The sequence below is a fragment of the Chitinophagales bacterium genome, assembly GCA_041392475.1.
In the GTDB taxonomy this organism is placed as follows: domain Bacteria; phylum Bacteroidota; class Bacteroidia; order Chitinophagales; family UBA2359; genus JAUHXA01.
Window position 1 is genome coordinate 1,802,804 of the sequence record JAWKLZ010000002.1, and the last position, 25,428, is coordinate 1,828,231.

General features: G+C 40.9%; 20 protein-coding genes. 5 read left to right on the forward strand and 15 right to left on the reverse strand.

Annotated elements, in window-relative coordinates:
- Positions 1–248: 248 nt before the first annotated feature.
- Positions 249–4,097: an Ig-like domain-containing protein gene (locus R3E32_20580; protein MEZ4887139.1), complete on the reverse strand. Its 3,849-nt coding sequence runs from the start codon at positions 4,095–4,097 to the stop codon at positions 249–251.
- 418 nt (positions 4,098–4,515) lie between these two features.
- Positions 4,516–5,655 (reverse strand): N(5)-(carboxyethyl)ornithine synthase, encoded by a 1,140-nt coding sequence (locus R3E32_20585; protein MEZ4887140.1) that lies wholly within the window; start codon positions 5,653–5,655, stop codon positions 4,516–4,518.
- A gap of 205 nt (positions 5,656–5,860) precedes the next feature.
- On the opposite strand from R3E32_20585, the gene R3E32_20590 reads away from it, so the two are divergent.
- Entirely contained in the window at positions 5,861–6,649 is a 789-nt protein-coding gene (locus R3E32_20590) for an SDR family oxidoreductase (GenBank protein ID MEZ4887141.1), read from the forward strand.
- Positions 6,650–6,653: 4 nt separating this feature from the next.
- Here R3E32_20590 and R3E32_20595 read toward each other — a convergent pair whose 3' ends face one another.
- From R3E32_20595 to dut, 3 genes are all read right to left on the reverse strand, one after another.
- A complete protein-coding gene (locus R3E32_20595; protein MEZ4887142.1) occupies positions 6,654–8,360 on the reverse strand; it encodes a tetratricopeptide repeat protein in 1,707 nt (568 codons plus the stop codon).
- Between the two features lie 62 nt (positions 8,361–8,422).
- On the reverse strand, positions 8,423–9,427 hold the full coding sequence (locus R3E32_20600) for a sugar phosphate nucleotidyltransferase (GenBank protein ID MEZ4887143.1): 1,005 nt from the start codon (positions 9,425–9,427) through the stop codon (positions 8,423–8,425).
- 115 nt (positions 9,428–9,542) lie between these two features.
- The gene (dut, locus tag R3E32_20605) at positions 9,543–9,974 is read right to left on the reverse strand and encodes a dUTP diphosphatase (protein MEZ4887144.1); all 432 of its coding nucleotides are present in this window, start codon (positions 9,972–9,974) and stop codon (positions 9,543–9,545) included.
- 113 nt (positions 9,975–10,087) lie between these two features.
- Between dut and R3E32_20610 the strand changes: the two genes are divergently transcribed.
- The gene (locus R3E32_20610) at positions 10,088–10,735 is read left to right on the forward strand and encodes an LUD domain-containing protein (protein ID MEZ4887145.1); all 648 of its coding nucleotides are present in this window, start codon (positions 10,088–10,090) and stop codon (positions 10,733–10,735) included.
- Here the strand turns inward: R3E32_20610 and R3E32_20615 are convergent.
- Positions 10,732–12,618: a T9SS type A sorting domain-containing protein gene (locus tag R3E32_20615; protein MEZ4887146.1), complete on the reverse strand. Its 1,887-nt coding sequence runs from the start codon at positions 12,616–12,618 to the stop codon at positions 10,732–10,734. The genes R3E32_20610 and R3E32_20615 overlap by 4 nt on opposite strands.
- Positions 12,619–12,843: 225 nt before the next feature.
- Between R3E32_20615 and R3E32_20620 the strand changes: the two genes are divergently transcribed.
- On the forward strand, positions 12,844–14,307 hold the full coding sequence (locus tag R3E32_20620) for an aldehyde dehydrogenase (protein MEZ4887147.1): 1,464 nt from the start codon (positions 12,844–12,846) through the stop codon (positions 14,305–14,307).
- Between the two features lie 414 nt (positions 14,308–14,721).
- A complete protein-coding gene (locus R3E32_20625; GenBank protein MEZ4887148.1) occupies positions 14,722–16,488 on the forward strand; it encodes a M23 family metallopeptidase in 1,767 nt (588 codons plus the stop codon).
- A gap of 324 nt (positions 16,489–16,812) precedes the next feature.
- Here R3E32_20625 and R3E32_20630 read toward each other — a convergent pair whose 3' ends face one another.
- From R3E32_20630 to R3E32_20660, 7 genes are all read right to left on the reverse strand, one after another.
- On the reverse strand, positions 16,813–17,727 hold the full coding sequence (locus tag R3E32_20630; GenBank protein MEZ4887149.1) for a lytic transglycosylase domain-containing protein: 915 nt from the start codon (positions 17,725–17,727) through the stop codon (positions 16,813–16,815).
- A gap of 92 nt (positions 17,728–17,819) precedes the next feature.
- A complete protein-coding gene (locus R3E32_20635) occupies positions 17,820–19,184 on the reverse strand; it encodes a GxxExxY protein (protein MEZ4887150.1) in 1,365 nt (454 codons plus the stop codon).
- Complete coding sequence (locus R3E32_20640) at positions 19,162–19,401, reverse strand: hypothetical protein (protein ID MEZ4887151.1); 240 nt, start codon at positions 19,399–19,401, stop codon at positions 19,162–19,164. The genes R3E32_20635 and R3E32_20640 overlap by 23 nt, the downstream gene beginning before the upstream one ends.
- Before the next feature lie 230 nt (positions 19,402–19,631).
- The gene (locus tag R3E32_20645; GenBank protein ID MEZ4887152.1) at positions 19,632–20,864 is read right to left on the reverse strand and encodes an SUMF1/EgtB/PvdO family nonheme iron enzyme; all 1,233 of its coding nucleotides are present in this window, start codon (positions 20,862–20,864) and stop codon (positions 19,632–19,634) included.
- 35 nt (positions 20,865–20,899) lie between these two features.
- Positions 20,900–21,163, reverse strand: a complete 264-nt coding sequence (locus R3E32_20650; protein ID MEZ4887153.1) for a hypothetical protein — start codon at positions 21,161–21,163, stop codon at positions 20,900–20,902.
- 161 nt (positions 21,164–21,324) lie between these two features.
- Complete coding sequence (gene pnuC, locus R3E32_20655) at positions 21,325–21,933, reverse strand: nicotinamide riboside transporter PnuC (GenBank protein ID MEZ4887154.1); 609 nt, start codon at positions 21,931–21,933, stop codon at positions 21,325–21,327.
- A gap of 14 nt (positions 21,934–21,947) precedes the next feature.
- The gene (locus R3E32_20660) at positions 21,948–22,631 is read right to left on the reverse strand and encodes a hypothetical protein (GenBank protein MEZ4887155.1); all 684 of its coding nucleotides are present in this window, start codon (positions 22,629–22,631) and stop codon (positions 21,948–21,950) included.
- Between the two features lie 184 nt (positions 22,632–22,815).
- Here R3E32_20660 and R3E32_20665 point away from each other — a divergent pair, with 184 nt between their 5' ends.
- Positions 22,816–23,727 (forward strand): flavin reductase family protein, encoded by a 912-nt coding sequence (locus R3E32_20665; GenBank protein ID MEZ4887156.1) that lies wholly within the window; start codon positions 22,816–22,818, stop codon positions 23,725–23,727.
- Positions 23,728–23,782: 55 nt separating this feature from the next.
- Here R3E32_20665 and R3E32_20670 read toward each other — a convergent pair whose 3' ends face one another.
- Both R3E32_20670 and R3E32_20675 read right to left on the reverse strand, forming a co-directional pair.
- A complete protein-coding gene (locus R3E32_20670; protein MEZ4887157.1) occupies positions 23,783–24,805 on the reverse strand; it encodes an alpha/beta hydrolase in 1,023 nt (340 codons plus the stop codon).
- Positions 24,806–24,816: 11 nt separating this feature from the next.
- Positions 24,817–25,344 carry a hypothetical protein gene (locus tag R3E32_20675; protein ID MEZ4887158.1) on the reverse strand — a complete coding sequence of 176 codons (528 nt, stop codon included), beginning with the start codon at positions 25,342–25,344 and terminating at the stop codon, positions 24,817–24,819.
- Positions 25,345–25,428 lie beyond the last annotated feature (84 nt).

Below are 25,428 nucleotides of genomic sequence, written 5' to 3' on the forward strand. Positions count from 1 at the left end.
GAGCCTTTTTTGATTTTCTGAAAACTGAACGAAATTCCTTATATTGTTATTATTGAAGTCTAAGATATTTTGAAGAAAGTAATTTAAACATATTGGATTCAACCCATAAATGCGATAATTTGGGATGCACCCAAAGTTTTTGACTTGATAAACTCCAACAAAAAAAGCGTCCAACATACTTTGCAGCCGTTGAACGCTTTTGTAAAAAAAATAAGACCAAACTAAAATGATAAGACTGATTACGACTATTATTTTACTACCTGCAACCTCCTTGTTCCTACACCATCAGGTGTCTGGAAATGCACAAAATACACCCCTGTACTCCAATTGCTAACCTCCAAAGTGGTTTTGAGCGTATTCACTTCAAAAGACTGGTCGTACATCAATTGCCCCATCGCATTGAAAATCTGCAAAGATTGGACATTCAGACCACCAAAATTAAAATGAACTTGGTCGCTGCTTGGGTTGGGATAAAAATTCACCACCGACAAGTCAATTTCTTCAATAGCCGTCACCACACTTTCGGCAGGTTCTGTATTCAAGGCTTGAACAAATCCCTCATTGCTGACCATCAGCGCATTACTTGCCGAAATATTGAAGGGGATATCAGCAGACGATTTTTTGCCCGCCACATTGTCAATCACAAAAATGCTGAACGTAGCGATTTTACCATGGCCCGAAATACTCTGACCATTTGTTCGGCTATATCCAATATCTATTTTACCCTCTTCACCAAAATCTTTAAACAATCCAATATTGTCGCCTCCATCAAACCATCCATTTTCTTCAAAATCAATGCTAACCGAACCCAATTCCACCACGTCAGAATCATAGTTGATGGTGAATGCCAAACCATATACATCTTCAGCAGGCTGCTCATCACTCCCCAACAATACATCTACCGCAATCCAAGTATTGGCGGGAATTTGCTGTGGCAAAGAGAAGGTAATGGCAGGAGCATCTTCTGCCGCTTGAGTTTCTGCATTTTTGGCGTGCGTCAATCCATAATTTTGGCTAATAGCTTCAATATCTGAACCTTCTATGACTCCATTGCCATTGCAGTCAGCGTATTTTGAATTGACCGTAATCGAATCGAAAGTAATACTGCCATCGTTGGTAGTGAAGGTGCTAATGTCTTGCAGCCAATTAGCAGCAGGTTGTGGATACCAATTGTTGGACGCATTGAAGCGAGAAAGCCCTGTATTTCCAAAGCCCAAACCAACTGCCAAAATATCGAAATTGTTGGCTGTGCCGTCATTATTGGCATCACCTGGCCATACACAGCCCATGCTGCAATCTACACCTATGGTTAAATAAACCGTTGCCGTATCACACACACTCGCAAAGTTGTCGCAGATGATGTAGTCAAAACTGTCTGTTCCGATGAAGCCAGGATTGGCCTGATACAATGCAAAGCAAGGGATTGCAGCAGGATCACAGCCAACTGTTCCATGTTCGGGTTCGCTAAATTGGATAATTATGGATTGCTCTGCATGTAGGTCATTTTCCTGTAAAACAAGAAACTGTGGGCCGTAGTCTTCGACTGCAATGTAGTCATCTACAGCTTGTAGGCTACTCCCTACTTCAATATAGACCGTTGCCAAATCACAATCACCTGTCACAATATCACATAAAGTATAGGTGAATTGGTCTTGCCCTTCAAAACCCTCATTAGGCATATATGATATTTGCTCAGGCAAACTTTCTGCAATAGCAACTGTGCCATGAGTAGGCTCGCTTACATTGGCAAGTGTGTAGGTGTTGATATTAAAAAAATCATTGCTAAATATTTGAATGGTAATGTTCGTATTAACGGCTGTTGAAACATGGTCGTCCACCGCATTAATGGTAGGATTGCCGCCTACATTGATGTAAATCATAGCAGCATCACAGTCATCAATCGTATTGTCACAGATGATGTAAAAGAAGCTATCTTGTCCTACAAAATTTGGGTCATTGGGTGTGTAGAAAGGCGGCTCTTCGGGATTGAAGCCCCAAAAAATCTGTCCATGTTTCGGTTGCCCAAAATAAAACGCCTCTGTATTTTCGGTAATAATGTCATTCGCCAAAACCGTCAAAGGCAATCCAGCAATCGTACTGTCGTCTGTCACAAAAAAGTCATCCACTGCCTGTAAAGGCCCTTCGTTATTGTCTATCACATAGACCACTACATCTGCTTCGTCACAAGCCTCTGGTACACCGCTGTCGCAAATCATATAGCTGAATACAAACTCCCCAGTAAAGGTGGGATTGGGTGCAAAAACAATTGTATTGTTGGACAGCACATTCACCATTCCTTCAGGATATTCGCTTATCATAGGTTGAATCATCAATTCTGAATTAGACCCATCAGGGTCATGGTCATTTGCCAAAACGTCAATGGCTACAGGAATACCTTGCTTTGTATAAGTCAAGTCCACTTCTGCAACAGGAGGTGTATTTTGGGCAACAAATAGGTTTACAAATACTGTTGCTGTATCACAAACAGGAGCTTCTGGATTCGGTCCGCCACAGATGATGTAATTGAAGTAATCTTCGGGAGGGGCATTGGTCGTTAGTAAATTATAAGTAATTGTATTGTCCAAATTGAGTACTACGCTGCCATGAACAGCATTGCTGATTTCTACTACATCCAATTGTTGGCCAAAGTCGTTTGCCAAAACGTCAATGGTTATGGAAGCATTGAAGGGATAATCTACCAAATCATCTACGGCAAATATATCATTAGGAGGTGGCAAATCTAAAATCGAAATGGTAACAGTTGCTTGACTGCAATTACCTGTCGTAGCATCGCAGAGTTGATAGACAAAGTTGTCTTCTCCCATCACAAAATCTTCATGGGGTGTATAAATAATCAAACTAGATGAAACAGCTAATTTTGCTGTTCCTTGGCTGGGGGCTTCTACAATATTGACATACAGGGCTGAATTGGTAATCGAGAAATCATTTTGGGTGACATTCATAACAATGGGTGCAGGAACAGGCGTATAATAGTAGTCATCAATGGCAAGCGGTAGAACAGGGTCAAGGGGATTGATGGTGGTATTGATGGTGATAAAAGCTTGGTCGCAAGTTCCCACCAATTCGTCACAGATTTCATAGCACAAATTTTCAGTTCCTGGTGTAGTCGCAACATATTCTGCAAAAAAGGCAGATTGAGGAATATCATCTGTGCCGCCTATTTGGATGTCTCCAAACTGAGGTTCAGAGCAGAAGCTGATGGTTGTTGTTGGATTAAAGGTATCATTTTGCATAATTCCACTATTGCTGAGTACAAAATCTCCAATGCTGTAGAGTGAAAGACTTGGATGTGGGTTGCTATTACTGATTTCGAGATCATATACATCATTGACCGCATTGATAGGATTAGCACTTCCTTCCGCCACAACGACTGTCACCCAAGTAGTTGAAGCCAATTCAAATTCATTTTCAATCGTATAGGAGAATTGTTCTGTTCCTACATAATCATCAGCAGGGATATACAGAATTTTGTTGTTTTGAATACTCACTGTGCCATTTGCAGGTTGGTCAACACTCACCAAGGTTAACATAGAAGGCGGTACATTCATGTCCAAATCATTGATCAATGCGGCAATTTCAACAGGTACACCCATCATCGTGACGGCTGCATCTGGCATCGCATCAGGCCCTACAGGATCTACTCCAACAAGCACGAGGTCAATCATTACCGTAGCAGTATCACATTCAAACATCATCTGGTCGCATACCATATAGGTGAAACTCTCGGGAAATTCTCCAAGATTGACATCCAACTCATATGTGAATATTAAGTGGGGATCATTGGGAATCCAAACAGGAGTGGTGGGTAAAAATGGAGGCAGAGCAGGAGGAATAATCATCGATTCGCTTGGAGTCACTGTTCCAAAACTTGGCTCCGTTACCAAAGCCCAGATAATGGTATCATTTGTCCATAAAGTATCGTTCACCAACAGCTCCATTTCAAGGGATTGGTCGCTAGTGAACATTTGATAGTAGTCGTGACTGGTTGTAATATAGGGTTGCGCTTGGGCAATATGAAAAGTTGCCACGAGTAGTAAAGTCTTGAGAAGTACGGAAGAAAAGTGTTTTAAAGACATGGCATGTATATTTTTCATTTTTAAAAATTTATTGTTTTCGATTTGATATTTTTATATGATACAAATGTGCCACAATAAAAATGAAAAAAAAAGTACATTGAAAGTGATTTGTACGAAAATTTATTCTAATAATTGGTTTTTATTAAATGATAGTCAGTAAGTAATATTTTTTTTTGTGAAAAAATAAAAATGACTGTTTTGATAAATAATGACCATAAAAGTGAATGATTGCATCAATCAAGTATTGGTGCAATCATTCGATAAATTTTTATTCCTGTTCCTAAACTCGTCGAGCGAGTACCATAATATAAATCGCAAATCAAATATCGTTTATCATAAATCCACTTTTGGGGTGTATGAAATTTGAAGTTTGTTATTGGATTTTTTGAGAAAACATAAGAATTCAATAGATAATACATTAAGAAATTACGGGGTGAGGGTATTCCTCTGATCTATCCTGAAAAGACAAAATTTTGACATTTTGGATAACCCCCTCTTTAATTTCAATAGCCCTTCTAATGGTTTCGCTCGTTTCCCAACTTTCTTCTCCTCCCATAATGAGTGGCAAGTATGGCAAGAGACTATTGGAGATTTCCCATGAAGCCCCATTCCAAAGGTATGAAGGCGTATGATCTACGGCATAATAATCCACTTTACCAGCCTTAAACATCGGGTTGTCGAAGTTGGTTGGTTTGGCAAATGAAAAGCCCATACCCTCATCACAACTCACATCCACAATCAAACAACCTGGCTTGAGTGTTTCATTTTTGTCTTTTGGCACAAACATCAAAGGATTGTCGGTATCCTGTAAAATGCCGTTCACAATAATATCCGCATCTGCCAATTCTTCATAAAATGGGTGCGATTGTTGGTCAGGGCGTATAGATACCAAATCACCCGTTTCATCCTCTTCAAATTGGTAATAATTGACTCCCGCCATTTGGTCGGCCACCAAAAAATAATGTCTTTGGGTAAACACCGTAATGTCTTGTACTCCTCTTGCCTGCAATGCACGTATAGCACCACGACTAACTGAGCCAAAACTGATAACCACCGCCTTGAGGTTGGGCCCATAATTTCCATCAATTCCCACCAAATTCATGGCATGGTAAACCCCTGCATACCCTGCAATCTCATTGTTCTTATGAAAAATGTGCATTTGCCAATCTCCATTTCGGGACCAACGGTGCATGGCCTCCCATGCAATGAGGGTTAGTTTTTTATCAATAGCAGTTTGGGTAATCTCTTTTTGCTGAACACAATGAGGCCAGCCCCAGTGAATCGTTCCTTCCCTCATTTCATCAAAGTCTGCTTGTATTGGTTTTGCCAATAAAACAATATCCGATTCTTCAAAAAGTGCGGAACGACTTGCCACTCCTCCACTTAATGATGCCAACTCCTCATCGTCCATTCCAAACCTTAGGCCATATCCTTCTTCAAAAATGAGGTGTTTTCTGACTTCTTCGTCTATCCATTCCAATTGTTGGGGGTGAATAGGTACTCTTCTTTCTTGTTTTTTTCTTGAAGTTCCAAAAACGCCAACTGTAAGTAATGTCATTGATAATTATTTTGATTTATGAATTTGCTAATGATAACACTATCATTGCAGTAAAAAAAATATTACGCTACTTTATTTCTTCCTCCATCCAATTTGAAGATTAAAATTTGGTCAAAGAGACTTTTTGGCTTCCGCTCACTACTTCCTCTCCGTATTATTGTTAATTTGCGGACGATTTCAAACAACAAATACAAATCATACAACAATGAACGATTCAACATACAAAATCAATGACTTATTCTCCGTTGAAGGAAAAGTAGCCTTGGTGACAGGCGGTTCTCGCGGCATCGGATTGATGATTGCCCATGCTTATGTCAGCAATGGAATGAAGGTCTATATCTCTTCTCGCAAAGCCGAAGTATGTGATTCTGTTGCAGCAGAATTGTCCAAAATCGGTATCTGTATTTCCATTCCTGCCGACCTAACTACCGAAGAAGGGCGTACAACCTTGGTGAATGGAATCAAGGAAAGAGAAGAATCATTGGATGTATTGGTAAACAATGCTGGGGCATTGTGGGCGGCTCCGTTTGGAGAATTTCCCGAAGATGGTTATGATAGGACGATGGATATCAATGTGAAAGCAATTTTTCTATTGACCCGTGATTTGCTTCCTCTACTCGAAAAAAACGCTTCAACGACCGAACCTGCAAGGGTTATCAACATTGGCTCGATTGACGGAATCCGTGTTCCAGAAGTGGATAACTTCGCCTATGGTCCGAGCAAAGCGGCAGTGCATCACCTCACCAAAGTTTTGGCAGTTCGTTTGGCAGAAAAAGGCATTACCGTCAATGCGATTGCCCCAGGCCCTTTTGAAAGCAAAATGACAGAATGGATGCTCAACAATATGCGCCCTATGATTGAAGCAAAATGCCCTCTCAAGCGCATTGGCAATCCGACAGACATGGCAGGTTTGGCGATTTATTTGGCTTCAAAGGCCAGTAGTTATTTGAATGGGGTCATTATTCCTTTGGATGGAGGGATTTCGATAAAATAGTGAACTATTCGTACAACTTCTTGTCTGCAATTTTTTTCTGCAACAAATCAGAGCCTCCACCCAAGGCTTTGGCCTTTTCCCAATTAGTCACTGCGGCATCAATATTGCCGAGTTGATAAAGTGTATCGCCTAAATGCTCAAAGGTTGTAGCACTTTGACCACCAGAAGCTGAAAGTGATTTCTCCAACCATTTTTTAGCCTCCTCATAATTCCCTTTTTGATACATTATCCAGCCATAGGTATCCAGAAAAGAGGAGTTATTGGGTTCTAGTTCGTTTGATTTTTTGGACATCACCTCTGCCTCATCCAATTTTTCGTTTCGCACGGACAAAAAGTAAGCGTAATTATTCATCAATGTAGCATTGCTTGGACTCATTTCCAGCCCTTTTTCATAGTATTTGTCTGAATTTTCGTAGTCTTTCAGCGTATTGTAATTTTCTCCCAGAATTGCGTACATCTGGGCACGCATTTGCGGGTTTCCGACACTGATCATCGCACCTTTCTTCAATACCTTGATAGCTTGCTCATAATCCTTCAATTCGGTATGTGCCAAGCCATTAAAATAATAAGGCATCGGTTGATTGGGAAACAATTCCATGACGAATTTGCTGTCTTCGGTGAGATCTTTGTATTTGTGCATTTCAAATTGAAGTAACATCACCTGCTGCCAAACTTCTAAGCGTTTTTTATCCAATTCTGCCGATTGACGAAATGCTTCTAACGCTTTCTCCATTTGCTTGTCCGCATAATACAAATCTCCATACAAGGCATACGTCATGGGTTCTTTTGCATGAGCTTCCTTGATGATTTCCATAAGCCTAAACGCCTCCGCTTTCGATTCGTTTTTGGCATCCCCTTTTATTTCTTCAATGTAGGGATAGAAGATTTTGGCTTTCAAGTCAATCGGTAATTCAGGATTTCCAAACGCCAATTCTAAAGTTTCGAGATAGCGTTTTTCATCTCCTTCTTTCTTGTAATAATCTGCCATTGCCAACTGTGACAAAGGATTGTCAGGCGAGACTTCTCCCAATTTTTTATAAACTTCAATCGCTTTATCTCCATTTCCAGTTTGTTCATACAGTTCTGCCAATAGCTGATAATAGCGAGCCTCTTTCGGAAATTCAGTAATCAGTTTATTAAGTTCACCAATAGCTCCTTCTATATTCGCTGTTTGAATATACAGTCGTTGTTTCTGCAAACTCACATTTTCAGTCACACCAATCTTGGCTTCAATCTGGTCATACACCTTAATCGCTTCCTCCATTTTATTGGCCTTAATCAGCATATATCCCCAATCAAAATAATACTCATAGTTGCTATTGTCCTTCTTCACCATTTCTTCATACACCTTTGCAGCCTCATCAAACTGTTGATTCATTGCCAAGGTTTCGGCATGCAAAAACTGGTACCATTTGTTGCTTGCATCCAAATTTGCAGCCTGTTTTGCATAATTCAAGGCCTGGTCTTTGTCCTGAGCATCAAAATAAATTTTGGCAAGTTCATAAATCGCCGCATCATTTTTAGGATCTACCTTCAATACCTCCGAAAAAGCTGCTTTAGCTGCCTTGACATCATCCTTCAAAATTGCAGTCATGCCTTCAAAAAACAACTGCTGTGCCTGTACATTTTGTGTATCACTTATTTTGGATGCAGTCTGCGAATCTTTTTTTCCCTTGTTCTTTTTTGATTGAGCAAAGACGGGGTTAGCCATCGTGCAAAAAATGAATGTTGCCAAGAAGCAAAAAGTGAGAAGATTTATATGCTTATTTTTCATTACGATTGTGTTGAAAAGTCACCTACATTGAGTATTCTGGGGTGTCCATCAAGGCGCACCGAATTGCCAATCATAGAATCACTCAAAACCTGATGGCGAATGTAGGAAAGAGATTGAATAATGCTGTTCCGTACTATGGAATCTTCAATTGTCGTTTCTGCTTCAATGGATACAAATGGCCCAATCACCGAATTTTTGAGGGATACACCAAGTCCAATGTAGCAGGGTTCAATAATAGTCGTATTTTCTATAACAGTTGAAGGCGCAATCAGTTCTTCTACCTCTTTGTTTAACTCCAAAATACGCTCATTCGTATGTAGAAGTGCTGCTTTATTTCCACAGTCCAACCATTCTTCTGCAATTGCTACGCCAAATTGTGCGCCTTTTTGGTTCATCATCTCCAGCGCATCAGTTAGAAAGTACTGTCCACTGTCAGACAATTCATTGTCCAAAAGGTATTGCAGTTCATTTTTCAAAAACATCCCATCTTTGAAGTAATAAACGCCAATCATTGCCATATCCGATACATACTCATCGGGTTTTTCGGCAAATTGTGTAATGACATTGTCTCCATCCAATTTCACGACACCATATTCACTAGGATTTTCTACTTTACAAGTCCAGATAATGCCGTCCCATTCTCCTTCTATGTTCAGCTTTCCTTTGAAGAGGGTATCGGCAAAGGCAATCAGCACAGGCTGGTTCATCAAACCTTGAGCGCAAAGAATGGCATGGGCCGTCCCCATTTTTTCCTCTTGGTAAAAAATATGCCCTTCTGCTTCAACACTTCGAGCGATATTCTGCAATTGTGTTTCTACTTCTTTGCCGAAATTATCTATCACAAAACCAATTCTTTCGATAGGTTCTTCACACATTTCCACAATATTCTCTACCAAACGTTGAATAATGGGCTTGCCTGCAATGTGTATAAAAGGCTTCGGAGTTGTCAATGTATGTGGACGAAGCATTGCACCTCGTTCAGCCATGGGTATAATTAAATTCATTCACTTTCTATTTTTTGTAGTTGAGTTGTTTTTTTACGGCTGATGATAAACGGAGTATGTATTTTATATTGAAGGTTATATTCGTTTGCCGTCTATCGAGATCCGTCTGTTTTTCCTAAACGCCTGTACTGCCAAATCCTCCTTCTCCTCTTTCCGTTTCATCCAAAATTTCTACTTCTTTCCAAGTAACCTGTTCGTATTTGGCAAACACCAATTGTGCAATACGGTCGCCATTTTGAATCGTGTGCGTTTCTGTTGAAATATTTGCCAAAATAACATGAACATGACCTCGATAATCAGAATCTACCGTACCTGGCGCATTAGGCAAAATCAAGCCTTTTTTGTAGGCCAATCCACTTCTCGCACGAATCTGCATTTCGTAACCTACTGGCAGCGATACATACAAACCCGTAGGAATCAGCTTTCGTTCATGTGGAGCAATTGTCATATCTTCCTCCAAAAATGCCCGAACATCCATACCTGCCGAACCCGACGTTTCGTATTTCGGCAATGGATTATTGGATTTATTGACTATTTTTACTATCATAATTACAAAGATACACCATTGAAAATAAATCAAACTGAAAATGCGATTGAAAACCAATTAATTTTTTGATTATCAATGAACTATATTTTTAAAATCAATTATCAATTTTATACATGAGTGAATTATCCAAAATGAAAATCTTGCACCGAATCCAAGCTGCATTGAAACAATCTACCTCCAAACCGTATCCTGATTTTCAACGTCCTGCGTCTTTTTACCAAACACCCGAAGGGGATATACCCTTAGCTGTCATGTTTGCAGAAGAATTCACCAAAGTATCAGGGAAGTTTGTTTATTGCGAAAGTGAAGGCATTTTTTTGAACACCATCACCGAATTGGCTCATACAGAAGGGTGGACGTATTTGTATTGTTGGGAAGAAAACCTTCAGGAAATTTTTGAAGAAATGGACTTTCGCAATTGCAGAATCGGGCGAAATCTCGAAAAATCCCATGCAGGACTAACGCTTTGTGAATGTTTGATTGCCCGCACAGGCACGATTATTCTTTCATCCGCTCAAGCAAGCGGCCGTCAATTGAGCATTTTTCCGCCCATTCATTTAGTGGTAGCCTACACTTCACAATTGTGGTATGACATTGGCGAAGGTTTGACCTTGATTCAGCAAAAATATGGTCTCAATATGCCTTCTATGATTAGCTTGGCAACAGGGCCGAGTAGAACGGCAGATATCGAAAAAACGTTGGTCTTAGGAGCGCATGGACCAAAAGAAGTGTATCTGTTTTTGATTGAAGATGAAATCTAAAGTTTCACTACTTTCAAAACCTTCCTTTTGCCCTCCACTTCAATCCCCAAAAAATACACCCCGTTTTTCCAATCCTTTCCATCTATCTCCAACTGGTAAAAACCTCGATTGAAGGGGGTTTTTTGCTGCAAAACTTGAACCCGTTTGCCTTGAAGGTCAAAAACGTCAATACTCACTGTTGTATTTTTCTTCAACTGCAATTGCAGTAAAGTCTTGTTTCTGAGAATATTGGGGAACAATTTTGTATCAAAAATTGAAGATAGATGTTCTTCAATTGAAGTCGTCATATCCTCTCCCGTTGTTGTCAAAAAAATGGGTGTAGCTGTCAATTCCACCTTTTGACTCGATACCACTGAATAAGCCTCTGTCAAACCAAAATCCCATTCCATCTGCTTCAAATTGAGCAATTTCCATGATTCAGGAAAAGTGTAAGTGGCGCTTGCCGCCTCGCTTTGGTCGGTTTCTGTTGCAGCCCAAAGCGCATAGATATAGTCGCCATTTGCAGCCTCGAAAGCTCCACCTTTCACGTTTTCGGGCAGTTTCATATCAGTAGTTTTTGCAGCATCGTATTGACTGCCAAACAACAATTCAGAAGTCGTTTTGTAACCAATCGCAGAAGGGTACATTTTGGCTTGCGATACTGGCAGATTCGACAAAGGTTCGTAGAGACCCATGGCATTGAAGCCTGCATCGGTAGCCATCCATGGACCGCCTTCACTGAGGGCGTAAATATGGTATTGCAGAATGTTGTTTTGTTGGCAGAGGATGGGGGTTTTCATCAAAAAATTTCGCTGTGCCTCCATCGAACCAAGTGAGCCATTGAAGGACTCACGAGGGATGTTGGATTCGGTGATGATCCACAGTTTTTCGGGAAAAGTCGTGCCATTGTAGCCGTGTTGCAGCAGCGTTTCTTCAAAGCGTTTTTTGCGGTCTATCACCGATTTTGCAGCAGCGTCAGAATGTCGGGTGTAGCGAAAATTCATAATGGAATTGTCCCAATAATCCAAACTTCCATCGTGATGTGGATAGCTGTGGTAGCTCAACACATCAAAATACGCTCCCCCTTTGTTCGGAAAATCGGAATGCACATTGCCCTCATCAGGATTGTCGGTATTCCGCAAAATAACATCTAAAAAACTATATGTTCCTATTCCTCCAATCGCCACATAAGCCGTTGGGTCAATAGATTTGATGACTTCATAGCTGATTCTCAGCATCCGAATGTAATTATACACAGGTGCATGAAGCACAAAATCGCAAGGAGGCGGATCGTTCACCCACCAACTCCCTTCTTCGTTTGCAGGCTTAATGGCATCGTAGCCCCAATTGACATCTGGCTCGTTCCATATCTCCCAAAACTTCACCTGATTTTTGTAGCGAGGCACCATTTTGTAGAGATAGAGTGCGTAATAATTGTCCTCATTTATAGGCGTTCCATGCTCGCCATTGTCCCAAATTGGCTCATACAGATTGGCGAACAAATCGGTGGGTGCATCGGGGCAGTAAAGCGTTGTGTCTCGGTGTTCTTCGGTCGGAAAACCTACGAAAACAGTGTTGTCGTCAATACCGATGGATTGGTAATATTCAAAAACATCTTCTCGAATGTGGTAGCCCCAATATTCGAGAAAATGTTCAGGAAGCGTTGGGCGAAAGGCATTTACACCTATTCCTTCAATATCTAAGTCTGGATTGCCACTCGAAATATCGGCTAATTGCGTGTCAAGCCATCCTGGGTAAGCTCCTGTATTTACGCCATAACGAAATGCGCCATTGTAGGGGGTGATGAAATCATTGGCGGTGTAATTAGGGGTTTGGGAATGTATGAAATGAGGTAGCAAAAGGCATAGAAATAGCCTCGACCATTTTGTAAAAAGTTTTCGCACGGTGGAAAATTCTTTTTTGGTGAATTAAAAAATGACGGGCTTGGTGGACTTTGGATTGTGGTGGTAAAAAGGTAGGCTTCTAAGAAATGACAAATTGATGACTGCAAAGTTAGTTAAAAATTGAGGCCAATACAAACGAGATTTCTTTGACAAGGAATATTCCAAAAATATCTACTAATTTTGCCATCGTTACACTGTTCCAAAATCCCAAAACAATTTTGCAGGATGCTCAAACCTAAAAAAGAAGACAAATACCTCAAAAATTACATAGACGGTGATTTTCATGCTCCAATTTCTCAAAATTACTTAGACAATTATAGTCCTGCAATTGGACAAGTCTATTCCTATATTCCCGATTCCGATGAAAGGGATGTGGATTTGGCAGTGGAGGCAGCACAAAAGGCGTTTCCGATGTGGTCCAATACAACCTTGGAAACACGCTCACGGATATTGTTGCGGGTAGCGGATTTGATTGAACAAAATATTGAAGGTCTGGCTTTGGCTGAAACAGAGGACAATGGCAAACCTTTGTCGCTTTCTTCAACGGTGGATATACCGAGAGCAGCGTCTAATTTTCGGTTTTTTGCGACTGCCATTTTGCATTTTGCATCTGAATCTCATGCTATGGGTTCGGAAGCCATCAACTATACTTTGCGGAAGCCTCTGGGAGTTGTGGGTTGTATTTCGCCGTGGAATTTGCCATTGTATTTGTTCACTTGGAAAATTGCGCCTGCGTTGGCTGCTGGGAATACAGTAGTCGCTAAACCCTCGGAAGTGACTCCTCGCACTGCTTTTTTGTTTTCTGAGATTTGTCAAGAAGCAGGCCTACCAGAAGGGGTTTTGAATATTGTACATGGGGCAGGACAAAAGGCAGGTCGGGCGATTGTGATGCACCCAGACATTAAAGCGATTTCGTTTACGGGCAGCACAAGGGCAGGTAAGGAAATTGCTCAAACTGCAGCACCGATGTTCAAAAAGTTGTCTTTGGAGCTGGGGGGGAAAAACCCAAATATCATCTTTGCAGATTGTGATTTTCAGCAGATGCTCACAACTACTATTCGTTCTTCTTTCAGCAATCAAGGACAGATTTGTTTGTGCGGTTCTCGCATTTTTGTGCAAAGACCTATATACGAACGCTTCAAAACTGAGTTTACTGCCAAGACCTACTTATTGAAGGTAGGTGATCCGATGGAAGAAAACACGCATATTGGCGCATTGGTATCGAAGGGTCATATGGATAAGATACTGTATTATATAGATTTAGCAGAAAAAGAAGGTGGTACGATTTTGGTGGGAGGTAAGCAGGCTCACCCTAAAGGCCGTTGTAGTGAGGGCTGGTTTGTAGAACCAACGGTGATTGAAGGTTTGGCGCATGATTGCCGCACGAATCAAGAAGAAATTTTTGGCCCTGTGGTGACTATTATGCCTTTTGATACAGAAGATGAAGTGATTCGATATGCAAATAGTACGGAATATGGTTTGGCGGCAACGGTTTGGACTTCCAATTTGCAGAAGGCGCATCGGGTGGCAGATCGTTTGCAGAGTGGTATTGTGTGGGTAAATTGTTGGATGATACGAGATTTACGAACTCCTTTTGGGGGAGTGAAAAATTCGGGAGTCGGACGAGAAGGAGGATGGGAAGCCCTTCGGTTTTTTACCGAACCCAAGAATATTTGCGTCAAACTTTAAATTTTATGTTGCAACTACTTTTTTTAAATGTTACATAGTATAGTGCTTACACAGTGAAAGTTGATTTTTGATCCATATCTTAGGGTTTGATTATCAGGGAATATACCTTGTTATTTATATTGTCATAGTAAAGTCAAATAATAATAGTATGAAAATTTTAAATACAAGAATGTCAGTATATTATGAAAGTGTTTTTAACCTTAATAAAGTCAAGCAAATAGTCAAGATTTTAATTAGAGTGTTTGTTTTTCTGATTGAATAATTATTATATTTGCGCACCCTCCTAAAAACAAATAACCAACTTCTTTTACTACACCCATTTTCAGCACAATCCACTGTGTTTATTTTGTGATTGAAAAAGCAAAGAGTTTTTATTTCATTTTTTATAATCACTGAATTAAATAGTAGAAAATAATGTTCAATATATATCGTGCTTATCTTATTTATGCTTTATTAACGGTAAGTTTCTGTTTTGGAAACTCATTGTATGCAGAAAAAGAGGATAAGGATAAAAATAAAAAGACAGAACAATCAACCGAATCGAATACAAACAATAATGATAAAAACGAACAACCTTCTAAAGATAATACTCCAACTTCAACAACTGATACGAAAGACATTAGGATAGTAGATGGTAAATTGTGGATTGATGGGCAAGAAGTAAAAGATCCACAGGTGATTGCAAAGTATATGGGTACAAATAAAAGCATTTCTTTGCAGTCTTCCAACAATGGTGATGCGTCAGGGGATTTGGACGGTTTGATAGGTTTAAATTTGCTTGATTTTAAGATACAAGGAGATTGTGAAAAAGACCTGTCTGCCAATTCGCAAGGTTGTGATATCAAAATGATAGATGGAATTCTTTACAAAGACGGAGTTGTTGTTCCTGAATCACAATGGGATGAGGTTTTGCGAATCAATACAACCATGGGAGATTTGCTCGACCTGACCCCTAAATCTTTTGAAGAAAAAGATGGTGGTTTTTTGTCCGAACAGGAAGTCGGTAAATTAATTGAAGATCAATGGCGTGTGAGGGCAGTAAAAAATAATTTTAATGCACAAGCAGGGCTTAGTTTAGATGATGCTGTTTGGAACATGATGGACGGAGAACTGACCGAAAATCAATTGAACAACTTAGCTCGACAATATGAAGTAAGCCTTAGTGATGTGGAAAATCATGTTAGAGCATTGGAGGCTGCTAACCATATCAATACAACTGCTGATGCAGTAGGTGCTACCCAAATTGCAGACCCTCATGCTTGGGTAAACCACACTTTAGAATCGGTGAGAGAGGCAGAGACAGCAAAAGAAGTAGCTGTCGGAATTTCTGCCAATACGTATAGCAAGACAACGGATATTGTGCCGGTCAATCCTGCTATTTTAGCCGAAGGAAAAAAGATTCTGTTGAGTGATGTCTATGGAGAAGACATTCCTGCCTTCAATCATTACCACGGTGCTTGGGATACCCAAAAAATCCATAACTACAAGTACGACCTTTCGCAAATGAAAGACACAGTGGAGTTTTTTCTGTCACACGGATTAGGGGACGATTTCATCATGCCAACTATGGGCTATGTTACCTCTAATTTTGGCCCAAGACGCAGAAGATACCACAATGGAATAGACCTCAAATTGGAGAATGGCGACCCTGTTCAAAGTATGTTTGAAGGAAAAGTTCGGATTGCACAGTATTCTCGTTCTTATGGTTATGTGGTCGTTGTTCGACACTTCAATGGTTTGGAAACCTTGTATGCTCACCTCTCCAAATTGAAGGTGAAATCGGGCGACAATGTAGCGGCTGGCGGAATAGTAGGGTTGGGAGGAAGTACAGGACGTTCGACAGGAAATCACCTACATTTTGAAGTCCGCTACAAAGGGCATCCGATTGACCCCAACGAATTGATTGACTTCAATGCCAAAACCTTGAAACACCACACCTTTACTGTTGATAGAAGTTATTTTACTTCAACAGATCCTTATGAAAGCGCACATGCGGATAAAGATGTGGACGATGATGGCGTGGTCAGTGCAAGCAGTGCTAAATATTACAAGATTCGCAAGGGCGACACTTTGGGAAAAATTGCTCAGAGATATGGTACTTCCATCAGTAGGATTTGCAAATTAAATGGTATTTCTACTCGTACTACGTTGAATGTAGGTCGTTCACTTCGACTGAATTAACGGATTCTGATTTGATTGAGGTTTGTTTTCCCTATTCGTAGCCCATGAATTAATTCATGGGCTACGAATAGGATGGCATCAAGTAGTTGTGTTTTTGTTAAGAAAATGTTTGATCATCCAAAAGGTAATAAAACATTTCGGCTACCTTCTAAGATTGGACAATGCTGCTAAACAACAGTTTGCAATCTATAGCGTTTCATGCGATTTCAAAACCGTCTGCCGTTTACCGTCCAGCGTTAGCCGTGTAGCCAACATTTCTTTTGAAGTAAAACTTCAAAAATCAGCTAAATCTGCGCCATCTGCGCAATCCCCAAAATCTGCGATTTATTTTTTAGGAATCTTAATATCATAGGTCTTACCCGATTTGGCTCGCAAAAAAGTCTTTTGCAGCCATGGATTCAACATCTTGATACCTTTGTAATTCGTGCCAAAGTTCTTGGCGAAAGTCGCTATGTCTGGAATACTCTCGATGTTGACCGTTGTGTATTCATAAGGCGGATACATATCTTCTGGAGTTAAATTGAAGCCATATACACTTGGATTGGTCATCAGTTGTTTGTAGGCAACGATTCGGTAAATATAGCGCGCCGTTTCTTCATTGAGATACAAATCGTAGTAATCACTCGTTTGCTGATCTTCAATGTGTCCGTTCATACCCGCCATACCCCGATTGTAAGAGGCAGCGGCTGTTGTCCAACCATTGAATTTGCGGCGAGCTTCCTGCAAATATTTACACGCTGCTTCGGTAGATTTTTCGATGTTGTAGCGTTCTTCTACATCGTCGCTTACCTCCATGTTGTAGGATTTGGCGGTAGCCGACATGAACTGCCAAAAACCCTTTGCACCCGCAGGTGAAACCACATTTTCCAAGCTACTTTCTGCCACTGCCAAATATTTGAAGTCGTCGGGAATCCCATTTCTTTGCAAGATGGGTTCTAAGATTGGAAACCAACGATTGGCGAGTTTGAGAATGCGAACCGTACTCGAATGGCGAAAGGTGATGTTGGTCAATTCTCTATCCAATCGCTCACGGGCATCTTCTTCCTCCAATGGAACAGCCTCTCCTGCAAAGGTAATCGCTTCGGGAATGTGCACTTGCTGAATATTTTGTGAAGCCGTGGTGTTGATACCCAACTTAGAATGTACGCTGGTAATCGAATCGCTGCTGCTGCTAAATGCCAAATAAATGCAGCCTAAAACAGCTAGTAAGCCCACCGATGCGAGGATGTTTTTCATCATGAAAATGTGATTGTTGAAAGTTTGGTGAAGGTTGATTTGGGGAAATGTAGGATTCTTTTGGGTAAAACGCAAAACTTAGACCATATATTTTTTTAGACCCAAACGGCAAAAATATTTTTGCCGTTGTGGACAACAGCTTTTTTCTGCCAAGTTTTTTTCTTTCTTTCATCGAAAATCAACAAATATCCTTTCTCCAAACCTTCCTTGTCCAAATAATCTGCCAATTGATTTAAGCCCTCTTTGTGCGCCTTTGCCCCTCGCCAAATCTTCAATTCCAACACATATTTGTACTCAAAAAAGGTGACGACAATATCCAAACGGCGTTCTTCTGATATTTGAGGCTCTTTAAAATCATAGCCTTTGCCGTTGATGATGGGCTTCAAAAATGCCATGAACAATACCCGCCATTCTTTCTCCAAATAGTGTTCGAGTTTTTGGCTGTATTGCTCCTTCATAAACTGCTGAAACTTCACCAAAACCCCTTCAAGATTCAAAGATTTGTCCTCATTCACAAAAGCCGTTCCCAAGTAAAAATTTCGCTTCGTCAGATATTCTGTTTCTGTTTTGGAAATCAAATAGTTGTAAATGCGCTGTTCATAAATTCTATTGTGGATTTGCAGTTTATGGGTATTTTGTTTGAATATTCCATACAAAAATCCCTTGTGAATCAAAGGGTTACTGATATTATAACTTACTTCAATGCTGTTAACCAACAATTGATAAACCAAATCGTATAAGTCTGGATGTTGCTCCAAATTTTTAATCAGACTCTCAAAATTGGTATTGTTCTCCTGCAAAAGCATCTTAACAGACTCTTCCATATCTCTTACGAGCCAAGTTCGTTCCTCTTTTTGCGGAACGATTTTTTCTGCAATGGTTTTACACAGTTTGCTCACCAAAAAAGGATAGCCCGAAGTGTGGTAATACAAGCGCTTGGCAATCACAGAAACATCCATTTTTACCTTTTCAGCCTTGCTGTATGCCTCCAACATGGGAGCAATTTCTTTGGGGTTGAAACTCAACTCTACTTCAAAATCTGCTGCAATGTTCCACGGACTTTCATATTTGACATCTTCTGGATTTCGGATTTTGTACTTCAATGTTTTGATGTCGTGTACTCCTGCCAAGACGATGCTGTGAAAAGTAGCATGTTGGGGTGAGAAACGAGCCAAATATTTGGTTCGCAACATTCCCAAAAAACTCAAAAACGGTTCAAAATTGCTGCAAGCATCTACTTCGTCAATCAATAAAACCAGTTTCTTTTTGGATTGGTGCACAAGGCGTGTAATGAATCGTGACAAGCTATCCATATCCTCTACCTCTTCCTTTTTGGCTTCAATAAATTGATGCAAATCAGAATTTTGAAACTCAAAAAAACGGCTAATTTGGTGAACAAACATTTGTGAAAAAGCCGCATCCGATTCATGCCATTTGCTATCTACTCCTTGAAAATTCATGGAGATTTGGAGATACTCCTCCAATAAAATGCAACATCGTCGATTTGCCGTATTGCCTCGGACGATTGATGACAAAATAATCCCCCTTTTCCACTATTTCCATGATTTGACGCAGCTTTTCGCTTGTATCCATCAAGTAGTGAATGTGTGGGTAACATACGCCTGTGATGTTGAAGGATTTTTTCATTTGTGTTGCTTTTCCTACAAATATACTCATATTTGGATTTTCTTTGGAGCGTTTCTACAAATATTGTACCCCTACGGAGTGATCTCAACCAACAATCCACGGACTAAAAATAAAAAATCGAGCCTCGCTTCGCTCGGCGAGAAATGTGCACTTGACGTAAACCATTTCTGATGCTTTTGCTTGCTCGCTGTTGGCTGCTACCGCTTGCCAACGCTCACAAATGGACAACTCAAAATTGGAAGAAGCCAGAGGGACTGCCTTTAGAACTGTGGCAACGCAAGACGCAAGCCGATCCCTTCATCATCGCCCAGATCGTAGCCGCGATCAGCGACACGGCAATAGTAGGGATCGTCGTACCACGAACCGCCACGAACCACATGATGACTACCTCTCGGCTGGTTTATCCATGCACTTCCATCTTCAGGTGCCTTTTCGTAAGTGTCATGCCAATCGTCTTCACACCATTCAAAAACATTGCCACTCATATCGTACAAACCCAATTCATTTGCCTTCTTTTCTCCAACGGGATGTGTCCTCCCATTATTTTTTCGGATTGTATCCCAATCCCAATCTCCCGACAAAATGGTATCTCCACTGTTTTTCCAGTACCAAGCTAATTCCTCTATATTTTTGCTCCCCGAAAATTCAAAGCCTTTGCTTTTCTTCCCTCCTCTCGCCGCAAATTCCCATTCCGCTTCACTCGGCAGTCGAAATTTTTTCCCTGTCAGTTGGTTCAGCGTTTCGATAAACTTTTTTATATCGTTCCAACTCACCTGTTCTACAGGACATTCATCGCATCCTTTGAAGTAACTTGGATTCTTTCCCATCACGGCCTGCCATTGTGCTTGTGTGACGGGGTATTTTCCTATTTGAAAAGTGGGAACGCTTACTTTGTGGATAGGCTGTTCTCGTTTTTCCTTATCTGAACCCATCATAAAATTCCCTCCTTCTACCAATACCATGTCTTTGAGGAGTTTTTGAAGGGGCAAAGGAAGTTTGGCAAAACGCTCTTGTTCCTCTTTAGTTTTCGCCGTCCTCACCGAAATCACCACCCGATGCAATTCTTCCACCACATTGGTATAAGCCTCCGCATCATCACTCCAATGACTCAAAGGCACACCATCTTTGGGAAGGGCTTGCAGTTCACTCAATTCGTCAAACAAACGCCAAGTACAATGCCGCAAAATCACAGGAATTACTTTTGCCTCTCCCTTTTCGTGGCGGTGCAGGGCTTTTTGCATTTCTTCATTGTAGAAGTAGTCGGAACTGAGCAAATTGGCGGTAATCAGCAGTAAGATGATATCGGCAGCATGGAGACGTTGGTTGATTTCGGCAGCCCATTTGGTGCCAGGTTGGATTTCACCATCGTACCATATTTCGATGGTTCTCTTGCGATTGAGTGGACGGAGATATTTTTGCAGTTCCTTCAGGTAGTCTGCATCGAGCCGTGAATAGGCGATGAATATTTTGATGGGAGTAGTTTGTATTGTCATAACATGACAAATATAAAAAGATTTGGCAGATTCTTCTATCCTTCCATCGCTTGCTCCCGCTCCGCCTGACGGTTGTTCCACCACCAATAACCGCCCAAAATCATCGCAATGGTATAAGGAGTCAGAAAAAGGTACATAATGCCCGTATTCAGTCCAATACCCGCATCGCCACCACCTTCCAAGTTGCTTTCTCCCACGCCCTTGCACATCGCACACTGAGCCGTAGCGTCGTCTAAACCTACAAACAGAAATACACCAATGAAAAGCAGCAAAAGCAAATATTTAATTGACTTGTTCATGTTTCAACTATTTAAGAACCAAACAAAAAAAGGCGTGTTTGGTTCGTTTTGATTCTGCTGCAAAGGTACGGATTATTGGAGTGAAAGCCAGTAAAAATATCTTCCCTTGTGTTCAAACTATTGTCAAGGCTTGCCGCCGTTAACAAGGTTTCCACTTTTTGTTACTGTTTGCTCATTTTCTTTCGCCACTCCAAATAGCCCAATACTGCAATGACCGTATAAATCCCAAACAACAAACCCGATAAGTACCAACCTTTGTAGTACAACAAACCCACATAAATCGGGTCTGCAATTATCCATACCAGCCAGTTTTCCAGTTTTTTGCGGGCGGTCATCCACGTAGCGGTGAGGCTGAGGGCGGTAGTCAGCGCATCCCAAAAAGCAACATCGGTATCCGTCCATTTGTCCAAAACAAAGTACAATAAAATCGTGGCGAAAAGGGTAAAGGGAATGAGCGCAAGCCAAAGTTTTGGAGAGGTTGTGGTGATGGTCAAGGTGTTTTGTTGCTTGTTGTTTTTGCTGCCATAGACCCACTGCCACCAACCGTAAAGGGTCAAACCGAAATAAACAACCTGCAAACCCACATCAGAATACATCTGTGCATTGAAGGCAATCACAAAAAACAAGACCACATTCACCAGCCCCGCCAACCAACACCATACGTTTTCTTTTGCCGCCAAGGTGACGTAAAAAATGCCGCTGATGAGTGCGCCCAAGTCAATCCATGAAGAATTGAGCAAGGTATTCCATGCTTGTTGAAGAAAATCCATTTTCTAATTTTTCGTTAGTAACCATTGTCCACCACACGTTTTACGCCCAATATTGCCCCAAACTCCCAATGTCTGTGGTGTTGAGCATACGGTTTCATTATCAATGCCCAGCCATCTGCAAACGTTAATTCTGCTCCAAAACTCGCCATGCCTTTTATGTCTAACCATTTCATGTCGTTGCGCCGTTTGTTCTCCCCAAAAGGGCCTTCAATAACCGATTTAGTCTGAGGGTCGTTTTGCCAATATGCACCTTCCCATTTCTTGTTAACAAATACGTTGTAAATAAAACCCAGTTCTGCAAAAAATTGGATAGAACTGTATTTGTGGGTCGCAAAATAATACTTTATACCCGAAGCAATACCAACTTCATTTTGTACTTGATTGTACGAATAGTAGGATTTGGTTGGTAACTTGGTTGCGATTTCGCCCTCAATTAAATTGTAAACCCCACACTGCTGACATATATGTTTGCCCGAACTATGGGTATATCGAAAACCCATATACCAAACAAAACTATTTTCCAGACATTTATCTATGCCAATGTCGAGATTGAAGGCATCTATATAACTGGGTTGATTGAAATAAGGGATATTGCGATTTTCTGCCGATAGACTTAGAGACGCTCCACTTGTTTGGGCAAAAATCCCATTGAAGGAAAAAAGTGCTAAAAGGAAGAAGAAGTAGGTAATGATTCTCATAAACAATGATTTTTGTATGTTATAAACAACGTTTGTTTTCGTTGTTTTGGTTGCCTTTATGAAAATTTAAAAACCATTGAAAGTTGTATGTATAAATGCTCTCTATTACTTTTGTCTTTTACCCTTTGTCATTTGAAGGCATCTTGATTTTGCCTACTTTTGCAGCCATCAAATAACAAGTTCAATGACTAACTATTTAACAATAAATCCCAAAGAAATCCCAACGGCACAGCTTTTTGGCTACCTAACAGGAACCGTTGCGCCTCGTCCGATTGCCTTTGCGAGTACGGTGGATAAGGAGGGAAAAGTGAACCTCAGCCCGTTTAGTTTCTTCAATGTTTTTGGAGCGAATCCGCCTACAATGGTTTTTTCTCCTTCAAGGCGTGTGCGGGGAAATACGACCAAGGATACGCTCGACAATGTATTGGCAGTGCCAGAAGTGGTGATTAACATTGTGAATTACAGCATGGTACAGCAGATGTCCTTGAGTAGCACGGAATATCCAAAAGGGGTGAACGAGTTTGTGAAAGCTGGTTTTACGGAAGTCGTTTCCGAGAAAGTGAAACCGCCGAGAGTGGGCGAATCTCCTGCTGCTTTTGAGTGTATTGTGAAAGAGGTCATTGCTACGGGCGATGGGGGAGGAGCTGGAAATTTGGTGATTTGTGAGGTCGTTTTGGCACACTTCAAACCCGAAATTTTTGACGAAACAGGACAGGTAGATCCCTTCAAATTGGATGCTGTGGCTCGAATGGGCAGTAATTGGTATTGCAGAGCGAATGGTGAGATGGTTTTTGAAGTAGCTAAACCTCTGATGACCACGGGGATGGGTATTGACCAACTCCCCGATGTTATCCGCAACAGCCACATCTTGACGGGCAATGATTTGGGGCAATTGGGAAATGTAGAAAATCTTCCTTCAAAGGAATCCATTGCAGCTTTTGCAGTACAAAACCATGAGCTTCAATTATTGAGAGGAAAAAGTTTGAAAAAATCGGAATTTTTCCTTCAATTGCATCATTTGGCTCATACCTATTTGGAGCAAGGTAAGGTGGAGGAAGCATGGAAAATTTTGTTGCAGCCGATTCACTTTGAATAGTTTTTTATGCCAACAAGAGAAAACGGAAATTTTAGAAATTTCCGTTTTCAGTATTTTATACAGTTACCTCCTCCAAATTCTTCAATACAGCTTCTACGATTTGTGATGCGTACATTTTGGGCAAATCATGTCCCATACCTTCAATCCAAAGTGTTTTGGCATTGGGCATCATAGAAGCGGATTTTTCGCCATGTGGAAAAATTACCAAAGGATCGGATTTTCCGTGAACCACCAAAATCGGTATTTTTAGGTATTTTAATTCTTGAAGGCGAGAACCTGATGCTGCAATAGCTGCGCCATGTTGGTCTCTTACTTTGGCGTTAGAACCCCGTCTTTTGTGTCTTTCATAGAATGCTTTTTGGACGGCATTTTTGAGATCAATCTCATACGGCCCATCACCTCTCAATGCCAATCGTATCCCAACGCTGAATTTGGCTGCTTTTCGACTGTTGGGGCGGATAAGGTATTTGAGGGTCAATCTCACTAAATTGTGTCGAAAAGATTTGGGTACAGGCGGCAATTCAGGGTCGTTCATATAACCCGATGACATGATGGAAGTAAGTGTCAAAACCCTTTCGGAATGACTAATCGCCATTCTCTGGGCAATCATTCCGCCCATTGAAGCCCCAATGATGTGTGCTTTTTCGATTCCCAAAGTGTCCAAAATGGCAATGCCATCTTTTGCCATATCCTCTAAGGTGTAGGGGTTTTTCTTATCCCAATTTTTCATCCAATCCGACATTCCCAAACCTCGGTTGTCGTATCGAATGACATGATAACCAGCATCTACCAAGGGCTGGTAAAAGTGAGCAGGCCATCCCAACGCCGTTGTGCCATATCCCATCACCAGCAAAACCGCACCTTTGGGAGTGCCTTCAGGCACCATGGATTCGTACCAAATGTTGATGTCTCCAGATTTTGCAATCCCCGTTTTACCCGCCACAAACTTGGGTAATCCCTTTTCTTTCAACACTTCATCTATGATTTGGTCAGTTTCGGGTGGAATTTTGATGCCCGCATTGACATAGAACCATGTGCCAACAGTGGCCAATGCAGCAGGAACGAGAATAGGAAGCATAAATATATCGTTTAGTTTGGTGATGAATGTTGAATTTCGCTGCGGTATTTCACCGTAGAAGGAGCAATACCGAAATGTAAAGGTAATTGAATGTCTGGAGTTACCAATTGTAGTCCAATTTTGATGATGGCAAGGTGGTGAATGGTATGTTCGATGTTGTACAAAAGTTCTCTGTCAAAACAAGTCCTTACGGTCAATACATCATCCGTGTTGGGGTTGTAGGCTACATGAAGCTGCAAATTAGGATTCGGTTGACAAGTTGGTAGGGCTTCAATGATAGCATCAATGGCCTGAATTGCAGATGGAGGCTCTTGTTCTATTTCTTTGTTTCTCTGTCTTTTGTCATAATCAATAATTCCTTGCTCGCTTTGTGCTTGCTGTAACAAACACTGAAAAAATTCAATTAAATGGCGGCTATGTTGACCAATATTTGAATTGAACAATAAGGGAATTGTTTGACAATAGGCGGCAGCTGAAATTTGATTCAAATATATTTTTGCATCTTCGAGTAGTGCTATTGCAACCTTAGTTGGTGTCATTTGATATAAAAATTTGGTTTTCATAGTGCATAAACGGAACAAAATGCAGAATAAATGTTGTTTCAATTGTCAAATATAAAACAA